We start from the raw sequence: 17,923 nt of genomic DNA, 5'->3' as shown, positions 1-17,923 counted from the left end.
GCGTCGCATCCCGAATCGCGTGACGAGCGCGATTCGCATCGCCTCGAAATCATCAGCACCTAGCCCAATCATGGACATGGACACGACAAAGGACGCCTTTGGTGAGCCATAGGTATGGACATGCTTGCGGGCCAATAAAGTGCTACGAATTCAATGGGTTACGCGATGTCCATGCCGACCTAACTCTGGGGTGCTGCGTAGGTGACTACGCCTGGGCGGAGGACGCTAGCTGGACGCACCGTTTTGCAAGGACATCAGTTGGGTCCACTAGTGCGACGCTCGCGCTTCCGACCGGGAAGCTGTCGGTCTGCGAGAAAACGAGCGGGAGTTCGGTGCAGCCGAGGATCTGGACTTGCGCACCCTTATTTTGGAGGTGCTCGATGGCTGCCCGAAGCGACGCTGCACAGTGCCCCTGCGTGTAGCCAGCCTTCACGCCTGTCGGGCCATAGATTGCCTCCATCACCATCGCCTGGAAGTCGGGCGACGGTGTGATCAGTTCTAGCTGCCCTGCGGCAGCATCGTGATATACCCGACTCTCCACCGTGCCCGACGTCGCAAGAAGTCCAACTTTCGTTCCCTTTCCATACTTGCCGACGATGTGTCCGATGGTTTCCGTCAGCATGTTGACGATCGGAATCGAGAGATGCGGCTGAATCCGCTCAACATACGCATGGGCGGTATTGCAGGGGATCGCAATGGCGTTTGCCCCCTCAGATTCCAGACGTTTGCAGGTTGCGTAGAGTGCAACTGTCGGGTCCGCTTCGTGGCGCAGCAGATTTGCCGTGCGATCCGGGATTTGCGGATTCTGCTCCACGACCATCTTAATGTGATCCTGGTCCTTGGACGCGAGATTGGGTCGCCAGTGATCGGGAAGTTCTCCAGTGCCCTCAGCGTATGAATGCCGTAGTACGCGTCTGCCGGCACCTCGCGGTAGCCAAGCAAGTCATGCTCGCGCCGCGTTCCCTTGAAATCTTGTTGAATAGCCATCGCATTCCTCATCAGTGCGCCTTGTTTGCCAACCGGATTCTAGGAGCGCAATGGAATCCACTTTATGAGGATGTAAATTGAAACTATTCCATACCAGAATAGTTTTGCTTGGAGCGCCACATAGCGCACTTTATGCTGTACTTTGATGATCAGGATTCGCTTATTTCTTGCGTTTTCGGTCCATACATGGGGTTTACGTGGGCGTTCGGCTGCCCACTTGGGTACGTGTGACCCTCAGCGGCAAAGAGGTGCCAAATGCAACTGAAGTGGATCGAAGATCTTTTGGCGATCGAACAGACGCACAGCTTCTCCCGGGCCTCAGAGCTCCGATTTGTTACGCAATCAGCACTTTCTCGACGCGTAAAGTCGCTGGAAGATTGGGTTGGCGTCGAATTGGTAGACCGAGGCACCTACCCGGTCGAATTGACGCCTGCTGGCCGCAGGTTCTGCGAGCAAAGCAAAGAATCCGTCGGTGCCATTACGGAACTGCGTTCGGAACTGCGCCAGGAGGCAAAGATGCCAGGCCGTTCCATCCAGATCGCCGCCGGCCATACGCTCTCGTTGACGTTCTTGCCAAGGTGGTTGAAGCAGTTCCACCAACAAACCGGTGATTTCAATGCGCGAGTCGTCGCAGCGAACGTTCACGATGCCGTCGTCGCATTGGCTGAAGGCAGTTGCGACTTGATGATCGGCTATCACCATCCACTCGTGCCGATCCTGCTCGACCGCGACAAGTTCGCCGGCATCACGTTAGGCCATGAGGATTTCATCCCTGTATCTGCGCCAGACGACCGCGGCAAACCGATCTTTTCGCTGCCGGGCACGACCGACGCTCCGCTCCCGTACCTCGCGTACACGGCCACGACATTCATGGGACGCGTTGTCGATATGATCTTGAACAGCGCCGACGCACCGTACCATCTGCGTAGCTGCTACGAGGCGGACATGGCGATGTTGCTGATGAAGATGGTGGTCGAGCGATACGGCGTTGCGTGGTTACCGGTAAGCGCGGTTGCGGAGGAGATCGCAGCGGGACGCCTCGTCCAGGCGGGCCACGACACCTGGACTGCTCAATTGGAAATCAGGTGCTACCGGGCGATTGCCAACGCCAACCCTACGCTGCAAGACCTGTGGCAGTCATTGGACAATACTTCATCGTGTGAACACGTCGAAGATGATGCTCCAGTCTGAACAAGCGGCGAAGGGAAGGGGAGTCGCTGGGACCTGTTGGCAGAATGCGGGGAAGCAATGACCGCGGAATGGTTGCAAGGGTCATCCGTCGACACAGAACTAGAAAGGCCTACAGAATGCGCGCGTTCGAGATCGAGATCTCAAAGCCAACGAATGCTGACAGCTTCGAAAACATGTGCACGGATGTCTACGGTGTCGTGTTCGACGATCCGACTCCAAAGAGGAACGGCAGATCAGGGCAGAAGCAGGGCGGTGTAGACATTTTCGTTACATCAAGAGCCGGTCGAATTGGCATCCAGTGCAAGCGGTATGTCGATGGCGGGGTGACCACCAAGACAATTGATGATGAGGTTGCCGCGGCCGACGCGGCGGGTTGGAAGATTGTCCGCCTCATAATTGCCACGACAGCTGCAAGCGACACGGCGCTCGTCAAGCACGCACAGGAAGTCAGCGACCTTCGGCAGGCCAATGGCCAATTCTTGGTCGAAGTGGAATCGTGGACCGAGATATGCAACCACATCCAACGATACGACGCATTGCATCCGAAATACTCCCCAAACAGCGCGGGCGGTGCCATTGCGGTGCTACGTGAGCAGGGAGAAAGGACTGGGGCGCAGATCGCTGCCATGCCTGCGACGATGGAAGCAACATTCAAGGCGGCACTATTGCAGATGTTGCCTACAGGTCGGACAGATTCACCGAATGGGCTTGTGACGAGGCAGCTTGACAAGGTGAACGACCTGCTGCGCGGCCTGAAATTTCAGGCTGCGCAGGAGTTGCTTGCCACTCTCGAAACCGAGATCGCGAGCTTCGACAGACATCAGAAGGCGCGCTGGACTCTTCAGAATGGCATTGCACACTGGCAACAGAATCGTGAGGAGGTCGCTGCTGAGTGGTTTCTACGTGCCTATGACCTGTTTTGGGATGACGAGCGCATCGCCGCTAACAAAATCCGAGCGCATATCATCCAGGGAGACCTCAAGCTTGCCAACGCTGAAGGGGCACGCCTGCTAGGCCTATTCCCGCTTTCGCTCCATGTTTGGCTAGCGGCTACCAATGCTCGAATCTGCGAGAACGAGGACTTGACGGAAGCCGAATTGCCGGCGCGCTTCAGAGAAGAAGCAGATGCGCTGCAAATGATGGCCTACGCCTTTTATCGGCAACAGAGCGACTTGGCGGTAACCTACGCACGGCGAGCTTTACGCGCAAAGGATGCAGGCCTTTTCACCCGCAAAGGGGCCGCAGGCATCATCGTTAGCGTCGCAGGAAAGGACGGGATTTCCGCGGACTTCGACGCCTACGCCGAAGATTTGCGTGAGGGTCTCGATGAGGTAATCGCCGCGTTCGAGCCTGCGGCAACAGAACTATGGCGGATCGAAAATAGCCAGCACAGGGCCGAAGCTGCCTCGCACGTGGCGCTTGCCCACATGCTAACCGGCAAGCCTGGCGTGGCGCTCGCCATATGCGAGCGAATCGAAACGGAAATTCCTGAGTATGCCGATAACGTGGCCGCCCTACACATCGGATCCTTGCTCTTCCTCCGCCGGCACGAGGATCTTGTTAAATTTTCCATAGCCCACCTCAATGCGCTGGACGAAGACGGATTGCTCCTTGCGGCCGAAACGGCCGCAAACCGAGGCGAGTCCGAGGCATTTGCTCGCATCACTCACGCATTGCGCGAGCATGCGCCGGACGAGAAACCGGTTGTCAAGCTGCTTGAAATGGTGTGCGCGTGCAACTCCGGCCAATCCGAAAAGGTGGTCAAGGAAGTCAGTGAGACGCCCGCTGATGGCCTTGATCTGATTACACTCAGCGCCTTTGCGGGGCTGATGCTCAATGCCGGCCGTGACAGCGAAGCGCTCCGGTTTGTCGAGGTCATAAAGAAGCGAGTCTCCACCCATTCGAGTTCGCGCGAGCGTCTGATCGTCGCGGATATTTTGATTCGCGCCGATCAGTTCTCCGACGCCGTCGGCCTCTTGGAGTCGGTGGACCCCAGCGGCCGCAGCCTACCAATTCAGACGCGACGACTGCGTGCCCTATTGTTTGGTGGGTACCGGCGAAAGTCAAAAGACCTCCTGGAAAAAGTGCCACCCGAATGGCTTTCAGATGACGCCTTCCGCCGCCTAGCGATGGGCGTCGCACAAGAAGCCAATGACTGGAGCCAGCTCGAACTGCTTGCGAGACTGCATCGCGAGGCCCATCCAGAGCGGGCGGAAGCATGGGTCTTTTGGTACCAAGTTGTTCTTCATACCAGACCACCCGCACAAATCCGAAACGCCTTCAGCGAGGCGCCCGAGCGTCTTACGGGGACCCTGAAGCAGATCGCGCACTTGGCGGCGGCAGAGTTGCAGTATGGCAAGCCAGAGGTCGGGTACGCGCGGCTTTATCGCATGTTCCGCTCGAACATGGACGACGTCAGTGCCGCCTCCTCCTATCTAATGGGAGTTTTGATCGGTCACCGAGCCAGACACGGTAGAACACACTTTCCGGAGGTGAGGCCTGGCTCCATGGTGACGCTTGAGGGCGCGGACAGGAGCATCGTAAAAATCGTGATCGATCCTGCAGGCATGACGGATCTGCCGAAATCTGCGAGATTCCTTGCTGCGGACAGCCCGCTGGCGAAAACGATGCTAGGACTGGCATGCGGCGACACCGTTGACATCGAGGGAACGTTCGATGTTCGCAATTTCACGATTCGTGAGATCAGTGATGCTCATCAAGGACTGGGCGAGTACGCGCACGAACTCTTGTCGAAATCGCTAGAACCCGCGCCTGGTCTGCAGCTCTTCAGCCTGACCGAGAAAGAGGATGGGAACCTGGATGTCTCGCCCATCCATGACCGACTCAAGGCGCAAACGCAACGTAGCAAATCGGTAATGGAGCAATACGCCGAGAGCAAGCTTCCGCTTGGCTTGTGTGCGCAAATGCTCGGCGCCGACGGCATGCAAATGGTCTTCAGTTGGGACCAGCGCAACCCTCCGCTCGCAAGTGGTGTCACCACAGCGCCAGAGCTTGAGGCCGCAAGTGCATTGTTGCTCGACCAATCGTTCCCCGTTGTGATGGACGCGCTCACGCTGGCTGAACTTGTCCGCTTTGGACAGGGTGATCTTCTCTCAGTGTTGCCACGGGTGTATGTTTGCCGGGGGACCTACGATCGATTCAAACAAGCGGAAGTCGAGGCGTTGGATTCTCGCGCAGAGGGACATGCGGCCGATATAGATGGGCAGTTCGCATTCTTGCCTATCACGGAAGAGGCTCGCAAGTGGAAGGCAAGCCAATATACCGAAGCATTGAGGCTAATGGACGAACACTGCGAAGTTTGCCCGGTGTATGGGCCGGAGCAAATGCCTCACGAACTCATCCTTCTAAAGGATCTTCTCGATACAGATACCTATGACGCGCTCGCGTTGTGCCTCGAAAAGGGGGCAGCCTTGTTCTCGGTGGATGAACGCCTTAGGAACTGGGTCTATGGAGTGTTTGGTATCAAGGGTGTGTTCCCCTATCTCGTGGCGATGAAGGGCTTGCAGGACGGCAAGATCTCACGTGGTGATCACGCAGAGTTCGCCCTCAACTCGGCGCTGCACAATCGCACCGTTTTCGCCCTTCATGCAGATGACGTCTTTTGGGGACTCCAGCAGCCGCAGATGGCGGCGCGGACGCTTGAATTTGTTGCCACCCACCTCGCAACCGCGCTCAATCGCCGGTACGCGATCGGCCTAGCGCGCGACCTGATTCAAGGAATGCCAAACGTGTCCATGCAGTACGGCGCAGTTGTAGAGTTCGTGAAATTTATCGCCAATGGCTTGTTTCGCAGAAAGGATAACGTCACAGGAATGCGCGAGGGCTTTGCCCGATGGTTGCGGCAAGTAGCGGACATGTTGTTTGCTTATACCTCGCCGTATCCCGCTACACGAGAGATTCCCAGGGAAGACAAGGCTGAATTTCTCAACGTGCTGGAGCATGGCTTAGAAACGGGAATTGCATTGGCCGGGGAGGGCGGCGCGATAGAGCCGCCCGCGATCGGAGCGCTCTATTGCAGAACCGGCTTCGTCGTTCATCAGCCAAATGCGAAAGCGCTCACAAACGTCACGGTGTCACCGGCAACGGCAAGCTAATAGGACGGCGACGGGTCAACGCGTAGGGCAGGGCAGGCCAGCTTTCGTCGCATCACCTATACGTTGCGCATGAATGACGCACGTGCATTTGGCAATCCGCTGATATCGTGGCAGCAATGCGTGGCTAGTAGTCAATCATAAGCGTTCTGCTCGCGTCCACCGACGCTTTGCCGTGACCGCCAGGCAATTGGCTGCCTTGGCAGTGCGGCCCATCTTCAGGCTATCGGCGGCAGTTGGAATCTGCCCCCGTCTGCGAGATAGATGAAGCCCTGCTTCGCGATGGCATAATGGAAGCAGGCCTAGCCTACGAGGCCACCCCAATGTCTCATTGGTGGCCGCCAAAAGCCCGCGCAAGCGGGCTTTTGTTCGTCTCTATGGCTCAGAATTGCGCTGAAGGCGAACCTGAGCACTCGAGCGTGGCGCGATGTGTGAACGAGAAATAGCAGTTAGAGGATTTTCAGATTCAGCGCTAGTTGGCGGCGGCACAACACTCCACAGGCTCGTATAGCCGGTAACCCAGCCAGTGACAACGATGCCGAGACTATTCGCGTATCCATATGCCGAATGGTGGTGCCCTGGGCGGGTGCAGCGGTGCCGATATGCCGTAAGCTAAGCACTCATCCTTGGGATTGCGTAGACATTTTGCCGAGAATCTACGTTCATTCGACGATACGTGACCCTCAACCAATGGGGAGTTGCCTTCCTAAAACGGGCAGCTTCATCCGGATTTTTGTGTTCGATCCTGTCGGCAACGAGGTTCACGGCGTTTTTTACTATTCCATAGATTGAGTCCCGGCCTAAAGGAACAGCTTGCTCGTCTCCGTGGAGCCGGGATACCAAGGGCGTTGCTGACGGAGGAGGAGGAATGTGGATACCACGTGCCGCCAAGTATCTGTAAATGGCATACTTGGCCGAAGGATTCAGGACAATCTTCCTTGCCTGCTGCCCGCTCGCGTTCCTTAAAGAAAGCGACCACGTTTCATCTCCGGAGCTTGGTGACTTGTAGCAAAACAAATCGGACAGGCGGATACAGGCCAACTCCTCCCCGCGGATGCCAGTGTTTCCCATGAACCGAATTACGAAGAGCATCCGCTCGGCCTCGTCATGCGCTGGATGTCCGACTGGAAACTTCTCGCACTCTAACTCGAGCTCTCGGAGTAATCGAACAAACGACAAAAGGGGCAGGGATCTCGAGGGCTTTGTGGATCCCATGGCACTTTTCTTCCGACGGATTCGTCGCTCGCGGAAGAGGTTATATTGGATGTGCCGGAAATCGACCAGAAACGAAAATAAACTTTCCAAGACGCGAAATGCGAATGAGCAGCTCGCGTCCGACAAAGCTCCCTCGAACGGCCGCCAATCTCCGGCAGTACGACGCCGATTGCGCATTCCGCACCAGGAGTCTGGAGGATCCCGGAGAAATGCATCATAGAAGTCTAGGTCTGACGGGGTGATTTCGGCCAACAGCTTTCGATCGATGAAGAGCGCCCAGCAGTAAAACCTATGGACTTCCTTCTCATAGGCACGCTCCGTAGCATGGGTAGCAAATCCAGACAGCCACTGCAGTACAGTCCCCAGCTCCTGATACGCGCCATCATGTAAAGCGCGATCGACGGGATCGCAAGGATGCCCTGGTTGGCATAGAGTTCGGAGATCCCTCAGGGAAGAAGGAAACGGTGAGATGCTTAGCCCATCTTCTTGAGCGGCCATGTAAACTCCTGCGGCACGTATGCGTTGGACATCATCGCACGGGTCGAAGGCATTCGGCCGATAACAAAACTGTGGGCAGTAAGGGATGCAAATGAAAAAGTATGTTTGTTTTGGCGCGTATGAGCCGAAGAGCATTCGGACACGTATTTACGTCGCGATCAAACATAGTTTTGCGTCTTTCGACTAGTGTCTCAGACGCGGTTTCACAATATCGTTTATTTAACATAAGAACGATTATGCGGCATATGTGTTGTGAAGGCCAAATCAGAATGTCCGCTTCCAGCCACATCAGAATGTCCTCTGGATAGACCTATACTGGTAGCGCCTGAGTTGGACGGGAGCGCGCCGTGAAGGATCGAGGGTTGATCACCATGAGTCTGCGTGAAGTTGACCGCTTCAAGGTCATTCAGGCAACAGCCGAGGGTCTGCTGGCGCAATGGCGCGCCGCAGAGCGCCTGGAATTGACGACGCGGCAAGTCCGGCGGCTAGTCCAGCGCTGGCGCGCCGATGGCCCTATGGGCTTGCTGTCGCGCCAGCGCGGGCAGCCAGGGCATCGCCAACTGCCAAGGATGCTCGAAGCGCAGGCACGCGCGCTAATCCAGGAGCATTACGCCGATTACGGTCCCACGCTGGCCTGCGAGAAGCTGCGCGAGCGCCATGGCATCGTGCTGGCCAAGGAGACGGTGCGCCGGATCATGATTGACGCCGGCTTCTGGGTCCCCAGGAAGCTGCGCCCGCCCAAGCTGCACCAGCCGCGCAAGCGCCGCGCCTGCCTGGGTGAACTGGTGCAGATCGATGGCAGCGAGCACGCGTGGTTCGAGGAGCGTGCGCCCATGTGCACGCTGTTGGTCTATGTCGACGATGCCACCAGCCGCCTGATGCAGTTGCTGTTCGTGCCGACCGAATCGACTTTTGCCTATTTTGCCGCGACGCGTGCTTACATCGAGCGCCATGGCAAGCCGGTGGCGTTCTACAGCGACAAGGCCAGCATCTTCCGGGTCAATGCCAAAGGTGTCACCACGGGGCGGGACCATACGCAGTTCGGGCGCGCGCTGTACGAGCTGAATATCGAGAGCCTGTGCGCCAACAGCAGCCAGGCCAAGGGCCGTGTGGAGCGAATGAACGGCACGCTGCAGGACCGCCTGGTCAAAGAACTGCGCCAACGCGGCATCTCGACGCTGGCCGAGGCCAATGCCTTTGCCCCGGTCTTCCTGGCGGACTTCAATGTGCGCTTCGCCAAGACGCCCAGAAGCGACTTCAACGCGCACCGGCCCGTGCGGCCCGACGAGGACCTTGAGCGCATCTTTACCTGGCGCGAATGGCGCAAAGTCTCCAACCGACTGACGCTGCAGTACGACCGCAAGCTGTATCTCATCGCGGACCAACCCGAGCGGCGCCCCCTGATCCATCGCTACATCGAAGTGGCCGAATACCCGGACGGCCGTATCGAGTTGTGCGCCGACGGGACTTCCCTGCCCTACGTCCTCTATGACCGGCTGTCCGAGATCAATCAGGGCGCAGTAGTGGAGAACAAGCGGCTGGGGCATGTGCTGGAGATCGCCCAGCGCGTGCAGGCCCAGCGCGACAATCGTCGCATCCTGGCGACACCGTCGCGCACGCTGACCGGTCAAAAACCGCGGCAACGGCCTGAACAGGTGACGCCGGGCACGAAACCACAACGGCAGCTGAATGCGCAAGACTTGCGTCGCGCCATCGATGAACTGGCGCAACCGCCCCACCCTGTAGATACCTTACCGCCTCAGGCCAGCTCGACTGCCTTACGGAAACTGCCAGGAAAAAAACGTCAACGAATCAAAACCAGCCTGCATTAGACCGGACATTCTGGTCTGGCCAGAGAGAGGACATTTGAATCTAGCCTGGACATGTGTTGTGAAGGCCAAATCAGAATGTCCGCTTCGGGGGTGCGGACGAAAACTTGGACTACTTGGAGCTAGTTCATGTTTTCGTACGAGGATCGCATCAGGGCGGTCAAGTTATATTTCAAGTACGGCAGGAAGGCCCGGCAGGACTGGTGTCCCGCAAGCGCGGCAGGCCCAGCAACAACCGCATGCCGGCGGACCGGGAATCCGTGGCCCTTGGGCTGATCCGGGAACACTACGCCGACTTCGGCCCGACGCTGGCCTGCGAGAAGCTGCGCGAGCGACATGGACTGACCTTGTCCAAGGAAACGATCCGCCGAATGATGGTGAGCGCCGGGCTTTGGGTTCCGCGCAAGCAGCGCCCACCAAAGGTCTATCAGCCGCGCAACCGGCGCGCCTGTCTCGGTGAACTGATCCAGATCGATGGTTGTGACCACCGGTGGTTCGAAGAACGGGCGCCGGCTTGCACGCTGCTGGTCTATGTCGACGACGCCACCAGCCGGATCATGGGGCTGCGTTTTACCCACTCGAAGGCCACCTTCACGTACTTCGCCGCGACGCGGGCCTACCTGGAACGCCATGGCAAGCCGATGGCGTTCTACAGCGACAAGGCCAGCGTGTTCCGCGTCAACAATCCGAGCGCGACCGGTGGTGACGGGCATACCCAGTTTGCTCGGGCCTTGTTCGAACTGAACATCGAGGGTATCTGTGCCAACAGCAGCCAGGCCAAGGGCCGCGTGGAACGGACACACCTGACCCTGCAGGACCGACTCGTGAAGGAACTGCGCCTGCGTGGTATCAGCACGATGGAGGCCGCCAACGCCTTTATGCTGGAATTCATCGCCGACTACAACGCACGCTTTGCGAAGGTGCCTCGCAACAGCCACGACGCCCACAGGCCGCTGCGCGATAACGAGAACTTGGATTTGATCTTTACATGGCGCGAGTCGCGCTGTGTGTCCAAGAGTCTGACGATCCAGTACGACAAAATGCTCTATCTGTTGGCCGACACACCGGAGCATCGGAAGCTCGCAGGGCGCTACATTGATGTCTATCACTACCCGGATGGCCGGATAGAGCCACGGGTAAATGGCACCGCCCTTCCCTACGCAATCTACGATCGGCTGTCGGAAATCGATCAAGGTGCGATCGTCGACAACAAGCGGATCGGACACGTCCTGCTATTGGTGCGAATCTGCGGCAGCTCAACAGAACGGCAATTGGCAACTACGATATCCAACCAATCCGTCTGATAGCTCGAATGCCGGAGGGGCGTATCGTGGGCGGCCTCAACGGGCACTTCATGATGCAGTGGCTCGGAGTAGGTCTGGATCGCCGAAGATGTCAGAGGCGAGGGGATAGGCTCACGCCTCCTGTTGCAGGCGGAATCCAGCGCAAGGCCAGAGGTTCACGCTCGGTGGGCTCCTCGCACCACGTTCAGACCGTCATAGGTGGGAGTGTGTCACCATGAGCGTATCGGCCGCAATCCAACAAGCAACCGCGAAGCCAATGTGAAAAACGGCACTTTATATTCGAGTGGCTCTCGTTCTCACGCCATTAATCTCAATCTCGACGTAAATTTTATGTTTATCTATGTAGTGATTGATGGTTTCGATTAGATCGGACATGTTCTCCGCTTTGTCCCCGAATATCATCTTCCCGGCTGGCATTGGAGATAGCCCATTTCGATCTCGTGGATAAATATTAAACCCGCGTCGCGCTCCGCGCTCATATGGCACATAAACGGGGAATGCACGTATTAGCCTCACATTATCCCACTCCATTGTTTGCCATGTGGCCCCAAAATAACTTCTCGATATCCCACGATCACTCAATACAATATCGGACTTGCTCGCAAGCATGAAGAAACCGCCTACGCCAAACAATGAGATAGTACATAAGAGAAAAATTGCTCCGCCCAACAGCCCGTCGCGTGAGATCATGAAACCGAGAAAAGTGAATAACCCAATCATTGTGCCAATCCAAATAGGAGCCAGATTACGATCTTTAAATTTATACACCTTCTCTGAACATTGGTGACTCAATCTTTCAGCACTCATATGATCCTCCGTATGGCTATGGGCAATAGATGTCATTCTGATTTATCGGCCAAAACCCGTGCCTACTATTAGGATACATCGCAGCAGCGATCGCACCAATAGCCCCTGCAAAAGCGCCGAAGCTGTTGGCAATCGTCCCACCAAAGGCCGCCGCGCCGCCAGCACCAATCATGGCAACCTCACCACTGGCGAGTGGTGCGAAGGCGCCAATTGCTACTCCAAGGCCGATGCCTTCCAAAGCATCGTTACCTGTTAGGAAATTTCCGAGTGCAGTGGCGGCTCCGCCGGCCGCTCCACTCTCGGTAACGAAGGAACCGTACCGTACTGAATACCGGCATCGAACGTGTAGGTGTAGGTGGCGTCGGCTGCCGTGAGGCTACCGCCAATCAATGTCTGTTCGTACACCGCGCGCCGACATCGGCACAGCGGAACTTGGGTACCTGCTTGTAGGCATCGAGCGTGCGCCCCGTCATGCGAACGAAGTCGATATGGACGGCAACACCCCGACCGTACATGTGGCTGCGGCGTGCATTGTGCTGCAAGCTATCCACGGCTGGTAAGCGGGTCGTTCAAGATCACAAGACCCCCTTCCTTCAAACTCGATTTATGCAGCGCCACTACCTACATCAATGTAGTCCATTCATTCTCGCACAACGTCCACAGTCATGCGTATCGGAAGTCCTAGTTGAGCTAACGATACAAGAACATCTGGCTTGATATCCAACTCGCATTTCGCATCACCGTCCAAATTGCTAGACAGCGCAACAAAGACATCAATATAGGCGTCTTCGACATTAGCAATCTCCGACAACGGCTTTCCAGTCGGAAAGGACCGAATGAGTCGCGCTAGATGATCGTCAAGCGATGTCGATCCCAACTCAACACTCCATGCCCAGCTCCCCTGTTTCACGAGAACCTCGCGCCCAGAAGAAGTCACACGCCGCTCGCCCTTCTTCTGTGCCCTTGAAGGGACAACACCAAATTCACGAGTAACTGAATCTGGATCAAGGTGCTCTCCATTCAAATAGAGAGCAACAATTATCTTTGGTTCGTCAGGGCTCATTTTGGCTTCTCACCGTTAATGTTCCCAACAACATCTCCAGCAGGATCGTAAACGTCACCGGCATCAGGATCGACCCCAAAGTTATCCTTCCCACGACCGCCGCAGACTTATTTAATACCGTGGAATCTTCCCTTGCCATCGCGAGCGCCCACACCATTCCTTCGATCCCATTCGGCAGATCCCATATCGCCAGGCCAAACACCAGGGGGGAATGCACTAGCTTGCGCTGAAGGGTTGAGCCATCTATCAAGCGCAACCAACCCTCCGCCTATCGCGGAACCAATGCCAATATCGGCCAAACTTATCCCTGCTGCTTCTAATACGGGCGGTATTAACGCCAGACACATCGGGCACTTACCAGTCGGATCTGCATATCTGAGAGGAATGCCGCCGACATAGGCATAGAGATTATCACCACCAGCGAGCCCGATGGGGGCCTCGGCCACGAAACGCCCGAAAGCGGTGTGGTAGTAACGTGCCCAATAATAGTATAGGCCAGTGCCATCATTCTCGCGCCCCGTGTACTGGGTCGCATTACCGCCGGCCTCGCCGCTAGCGGTGGCTGCCCCGTAGGGCTCGTAGGCATAACTGGTCTTGACCAAACCAGTGCCGTCCGTGAGCGCCAGCGTGCTGCCCAGCGCATCGGTGACGAAACTTCGAGTGCCGACAACCGTATCGGTGCGGCTAAAGGTCTCGTCAAGACCCAGGCCAGTCAGCAAGCTCGCGGTCGACGAGCCTCCTGTTCGTTCCTGCACGACGTTCAGGCCGTCATAAGCGAAGGCGGTGGCCGTGCCGCCCACCGTCTTGCTGCTACGCCGATTCAAGCTGTCATAGCTGAAGCTGGCTGTGGTACCGCCAGTGAGCGCCGTAAGGCGACTACGCGAGTCCCAAGTGTAGGTCAGGCTGCCATCGCTGGTCAGGTTGCCTTTGGCATCATAGGTGAGGCTTGCCCCCCCCCAATTGCTCAACCTGTTCGCGGCGTTGTAGCTGGCGCCGCTCACGGCGGCCGGCAGAGTCATATTGGCCAGGCTGCCGCCCAGCTGGGTGCGCCGTCCGGCCGCATCATAGCCATAGCTCAGGTTCCCGGGTGCCGTGCCGCCGTTGGCATAGCTGATGGAAGTCAGCTGATTCGCGATGTCGTAGCCAAAGGTGGCCACCACACCGTTGGCAGCGTCAGCGTACTGCGCCGGCTGGCCGCGTCATAGGCGTAGCTGACGCTCCCCTGCGGGGTCGTCTCTCCAGTGAGCCGGTCAAGGCCGTCATAGCTGCGCGTGAGCGTGCCACCGACGCTATCTGCAAGCTGGGTGACCCGGTTACCGGCATCGAAGGTCTAGGTGACAGTGGCGCCGGCTGCCGTGAGGCTACCGCCAAACAATGTCTATCCGTACGCGGCTGAGATGCGCCGGTTCAAGTCGTCATAGGTAAAGCCGGCGATCTTGCCGCTACGGTCGGTTGGACCAAGTTGTCCCGTCCGCCGTAGGTGTATCGCTCGATTTGCAGCAGTGGGTCGGTCTTGCTGGCGAGCCGATCCTTGGCGTCATAAATAAGCAAAGCTCGTTTGCCCGCGCCGCACGTCGATCAGGGCCCGTCAGCTTGTTATCTGCCTGCTCTGCGCCAGGAATGGTGGCGTACATTTGGCACTACGAACCAGCCGACCGGCGAGGCTTCACCATCATGCACATTGATACACGATACACGCTAACTAGGCGCGAAAACGAGCGGCCGTGATCCAGGGATTGCTCCGATCGAACATCGCCTTTGCTATCGGCGCTTGCTAAGCGCACGTGAACGGCCTTACCGATTCGAGGCACTCGCGCGGCACCGCGGTCAATGAAAAGCGCGCGGCCATGTTGATGTTGCCTGCGGTGACAGAACCGCCCCACCCTGAGCGGATCTCGGTCGTCTCAGGCCAGCCCCACCGCTCGACGGTCAATCCCAGAAAGAACCCAACCCCGCACAAAAGGCACGACCGCACTGACATTTCTAATTAGCCAGCCGACTGACATCTAAAAACAGCCTAGACATGGCAGACATTGTATTTATTGCTACCTCTATCATTTTCAGCCAAATAGGTCGCATACCTTTACCCGATCAGCCGGAAACGGATCTCGACAACCGTCAACCCTGACCCGGGGCACCTCGCAGGCATTTTGGGCTCAAGCTTGATCGCCGATCGTCTGCGTTGCGACTCGACGTCCTTTGCCCGCCTTATGCCGGGAGATTGTCTGCGTGGCTGCCACGGCAAGGCTATGTGCTTCCGCGCATCTAGCAGCAATTGCAATGTCCGTCCAGTCATTGGCCGACATGGAAGCCGGGCCAACGCGTAGTGCCGGGCGTGGGAAGCGATTGCGGCATGGGACACACTGAAAAGCCAGGATAGCGATCACGCGGGTGTACGTGTCGTGGTGTTCCTGGAGATAGAGGGTGAGGAAAGCACTTGAAGGTTTTGAAGAACTGCTCGCATTGAATCTCCAGACCATGAAGGTGGCGCGGTCCGAGACCGCGAGGCAAAAGACAAAGTGGCGGCTTACGCGCAACCGTCATCCCCGGTATAAACCCTGAGCCCGCTGCGCAACGAAGGGAAAGCTGGATGAAGGCTTGCCATGCCTACGATGCAAGGGCTGCTCTCATGGCCGGGACACGCGTCCCGCCCGCGAGCAGCCCGAATCATCGACAAGACTAGCAAGCCCCGAGGAGATCAGCTTGAAAACCAAAACCACAGCCATCGCGCTGGCAATCGGCGCGGCCTTTGCCGGCCACGCCAACGCGCAATCGAACGTGACGCTCTACGGCCTCATCGATACCACCATCAGCACCATCAGCAACGCCGATGCAAGTGGCCATCGCCTGACCGGCTACCACCAGCCGGCATGGTTCAGCGGCAACCGCTGGGGCCTGACCGGCGCGGAAGACATCGGCTTCGGCACCAAGGTGATCTTCAAGCTGGAGAGCGAATTCCAGAGCTACGACGGCGCGATGGACACCCCCGGCGTGCTGTTCAACCGCGACGCCTGGGTCGGCATCAACAGCGATGTCTTCGGCAAGCTGACCTTCGGCCGCCAGAACGCGCTCGGGCGTGACCCGATGGCTTCGGGCCTCTACGGAGACCCCTACGGCCCGGCCGCGATCACGACGGAGGAAGGCGGCTACACCAACAACAACAACTTCAAGCAACTGGTGTTCTACGCGGGCAGCGCCACCGGCACGCGCATGGACAACGGCGTGGTGTGGAAGAAGCTGTTCGACAACGGCCTGACCGCCGGCGCGGGTTACCAGTTCGGCGAAGTGCCGGGCGCGCCGTCGCGCAACACCACGGAGACCGCCACCCTCGGCTACAACGGCGGCAATTTCCACGTTTCCAGCTTCTTCACCCAGGCCAATGTGAATGGCCAGCGCAACCGTACCTATTCCGCCGGCGGCAACTATGTGTGGGGCATCGTGCGCGCCAGCGCCGGTTATTTCCACTACACCGCCGAACAGGGCGCGCTGGGCCAGCGCAAGGACGACGCCTACACGGTGTCGCTCAAGGTCGATCCCGCCGGTCCCTTCGACTACGAGATTGGCTACCAGATGATGAAGGCCGGCCATGCCGCCCTGAATGCCAACGGCTTCACCATCAACGCCTACGGCAACACCGCCGCCTCGACCGCGACCGACAGCGGCCGCAAGAACACGGTGTACGGCTCGATCTTCTACCACTTCTCGAAGCGCACCGAGGTCTACCTGGCGGCCGACTACATGTTCCTGCAGCACGGCTATCACGCCGCGCAGTCGAACGGCTTCGCCCACCAGAGCGAATTCGCGGTGGGCATGCGCACGCGCTTCTGATCCAACTGCATCGGCGCGTGCCTAGCGGCGCGGGCCTGGCTCCGAACTTTCCTTGTCCCGGCCACAAGCCGGGTTTTTTTCGTCCTGACCGGCATTGTTGCCCGCTGCTATCGTTGCTTGCCATCGCCTATCGTCCTGTCCCGCATACACATGAAAAATCCCACGCCGCAAGGATGCGCGCGTGGGACAAAGGAGATCACGGCAGGGGCGGCAGACTGCCGCGGGAACGAGGCAGGCTCAGGCGAGGTTGCCCGGCCTCCATTTGAGCAGGCGCCGCTCCATCGTGGTCAGCAGGAAGTCGGCGGCAAGCGCCACCACCGCCAGCACGATCATGGCGGCGAACACGCCGCTGGCATTGAAGGCGCCCTGCGCCGTGGCGATCAGCAGGCCGATGCCCTGCTTGGAGCCCAGGAACTCGCCCACCACGGCGCCGACCAGCGCGAAGCCGAAGCTGACGTGCAGGCTGGCCAGGATCCAGCTCAACGCCGACGGCACCACCACGGCGAAGGTCAGTTGCCGTTTGGAGGCGCCGAGGATCTGCGCATTGGCGATCAGGTAGCGGTCGGCTTCGCGCACGCCCTGGAAGGCATTGCCGAACACCACGAAGAACACCATCACCACCGCCAGCGCCACCTTGGAGGCCATGCCCAGGCCCAGCGCGATCACGAAGATCGAGCCCAGCACCACGCGCGGGATGGAGTTGGCAATCTGGATGTAGATGCTGAACACATCGGCCAGCAGCTTGTTGCGCCCGAGCACGATGCCGCAGATCACGCCGGCGACCGAGCCGATCAGGAAGCCCAGCCCGGTCTCTTCCAGCGTGACCGCCACCTGGGCCAGCAGCGGTCCCTGCGAGGTGCCGTTGACGAACCAGTCGTAAATCTGCTCCGCGATCAGCGAGGGCATGGAGAAGAAGAACGGGTCGATCCAGTGCAGCCGTCCCGCCAGCTCCCAGCCGCCCAGTCCTGCCACCAGCAGGCCGATGCGCAAACTGACGATCAGCCAGTACCGTTTGTTTATGCTGCGCTTGGCCTCGCGCTCGAAAATCTCATCGGAAATCGCGGTCATTGCTTCCATTGTCACTTCCAT

8 protein-coding genes and 2 pseudogenes are annotated in these 17,923 nt (G+C 58.2%); 5 read left to right on the top strand and 5 right to left on the bottom strand.

The features are described from left to right. Nucleotides 1-205 precede the first annotated feature (205 nt). Nucleotides 206-832 (bottom strand): annotated as a pseudogene (locus RR42_RS29585) (aspartate/glutamate racemase family protein); the annotation flags it as partial. Nucleotides 833-1,242: 410 nt separating this feature from the next. Between RR42_RS29585 and RR42_RS29580 the strand changes: the two are divergent. From RR42_RS29580 to RR42_RS29565, 4 genes and pseudogenes are all read left to right on the top strand, one after another. After that, nucleotides 1,243-2,178 carry a LysR substrate-binding domain-containing protein gene (locus RR42_RS29580; RefSeq protein WP_052495059.1) on the top strand — a complete coding sequence of 312 codons (936 nt, stop codon included), beginning with the start codon at nt 1,243-1,245 and terminating at the stop codon, nt 2,176-2,178. A gap of 116 nt (nt 2,179-2,294) precedes the next feature. Next, entirely contained in the window at nt 2,295-6,293 is a 3,999-nt protein-coding gene (locus RR42_RS29575; protein ID WP_043355224.1) for a PIN domain-containing protein, read from the top strand. 2,081 nt (nt 6,294-8,374) lie between these two features. After that, nucleotides 8,375-9,835, top strand: a complete 1,461-nt coding sequence (locus RR42_RS29570) for an ISNCY family transposase (protein ID WP_043351820.1) — start codon at nt 8,375-8,377, stop codon at nt 9,833-9,835. Nucleotides 9,836-9,939: 104 nt separating this feature from the next. Beyond that, nucleotides 9,940-11,118, top strand: a pseudogene (locus RR42_RS29565) (ISNCY family transposase); the annotation flags it as partial. 841 nt (nt 11,119-11,959) lie between these two features. On the opposite strand, the gene RR42_RS40060 reads toward RR42_RS29565, so the two are convergent. From RR42_RS40060 to RR42_RS29560, 3 genes are all read right to left on the bottom strand, one after another. Beyond that, a complete protein-coding gene (locus tag RR42_RS40060) occupies nt 11,960-12,181 on the bottom strand; it encodes a hypothetical protein (protein ID WP_144409989.1) in 222 nt (73 codons plus the stop codon). 402 nt (nt 12,182-12,583) lie between these two features. After that, nucleotides 12,584-13,006, bottom strand: a complete 423-nt coding sequence (locus RR42_RS38965; protein ID WP_082055148.1) for a DUF4279 domain-containing protein — start codon at nt 13,004-13,006, stop codon at nt 12,584-12,586. A gap of 107 nt (nt 13,007-13,113) precedes the next feature. Continuing rightward, the gene (locus RR42_RS29560; RefSeq protein WP_043355223.1) at nt 13,114-14,166 is read right to left on the bottom strand and encodes an RHS repeat-associated core domain-containing protein; all 1,053 of its coding nucleotides are present in this window, start codon (nt 14,164-14,166) and stop codon (nt 13,114-13,116) included. 1,543 nt (nt 14,167-15,709) lie between these two features. Here RR42_RS29560 and RR42_RS29555 point away from each other — a divergent pair. Next, entirely contained in the window at nt 15,710-16,834 is a 1,125-nt protein-coding gene (locus RR42_RS29555; protein WP_043350658.1) for a porin, read from the top strand. A 237-nt stretch (nt 16,835-17,071) separates the two neighbouring features. On the opposite strand, the gene RR42_RS29550 is transcribed toward RR42_RS29555, so the two are convergent. Continuing rightward, on the bottom strand, nt 17,072-17,923 hold the full coding sequence (locus RR42_RS29550; protein ID WP_043355221.1) for an ABC transporter permease: 852 nt from the start codon (nt 17,921-17,923) through the stop codon (nt 17,072-17,074).

Origin of the sequence: Cupriavidus basilensis (genome assembly GCF_000832305.1) — a bacterium.
Taxonomy (GTDB): Bacteria; Pseudomonadota; Gammaproteobacteria; order Burkholderiales; family Burkholderiaceae; genus Cupriavidus; species Cupriavidus basilensis_F.
The sequence above is the reverse complement of the archived record's forward strand: the minus strand, read 5'-3'. Positions and strand labels throughout refer to the sequence as shown.

What these genes read in the sequence shown, in the direction of transcription:
- RR42_RS29580 (WP_052495059.1), top strand. Translation starts at nt 1,243, where the DNA reads ATGCAACTGAAGTGGATCGAAGATCTTTTGGCGATCGAACAGACGCAC.
- RR42_RS29575 (WP_043355224.1), top strand. Translation starts at nt 2,295, where the DNA reads ATGCGCGCGTTCGAGATCGAGATCTCAAAGCCAACGAATGCTGACAGC.
- RR42_RS29570 (WP_043351820.1), top strand. Translation starts at nt 8,375, where the DNA reads ATGAGTCTGCGTGAAGTTGACCGCTTCAAGGTCATTCAGGCAACAGCC.
- RR42_RS38965 (WP_082055148.1), bottom strand. Translation starts at nt 13,006, where the DNA reads ATGAGCCCTGACGAACCAAAGATAATTGTTGCTCTCTATTTGAATGGA.
- RR42_RS29550 (WP_043355221.1), bottom strand. Translation starts at nt 17,923, where the DNA reads ATGGAAGTGACAATGGAAGCAATGACCGCGATTTCCGATGAGATTTTC.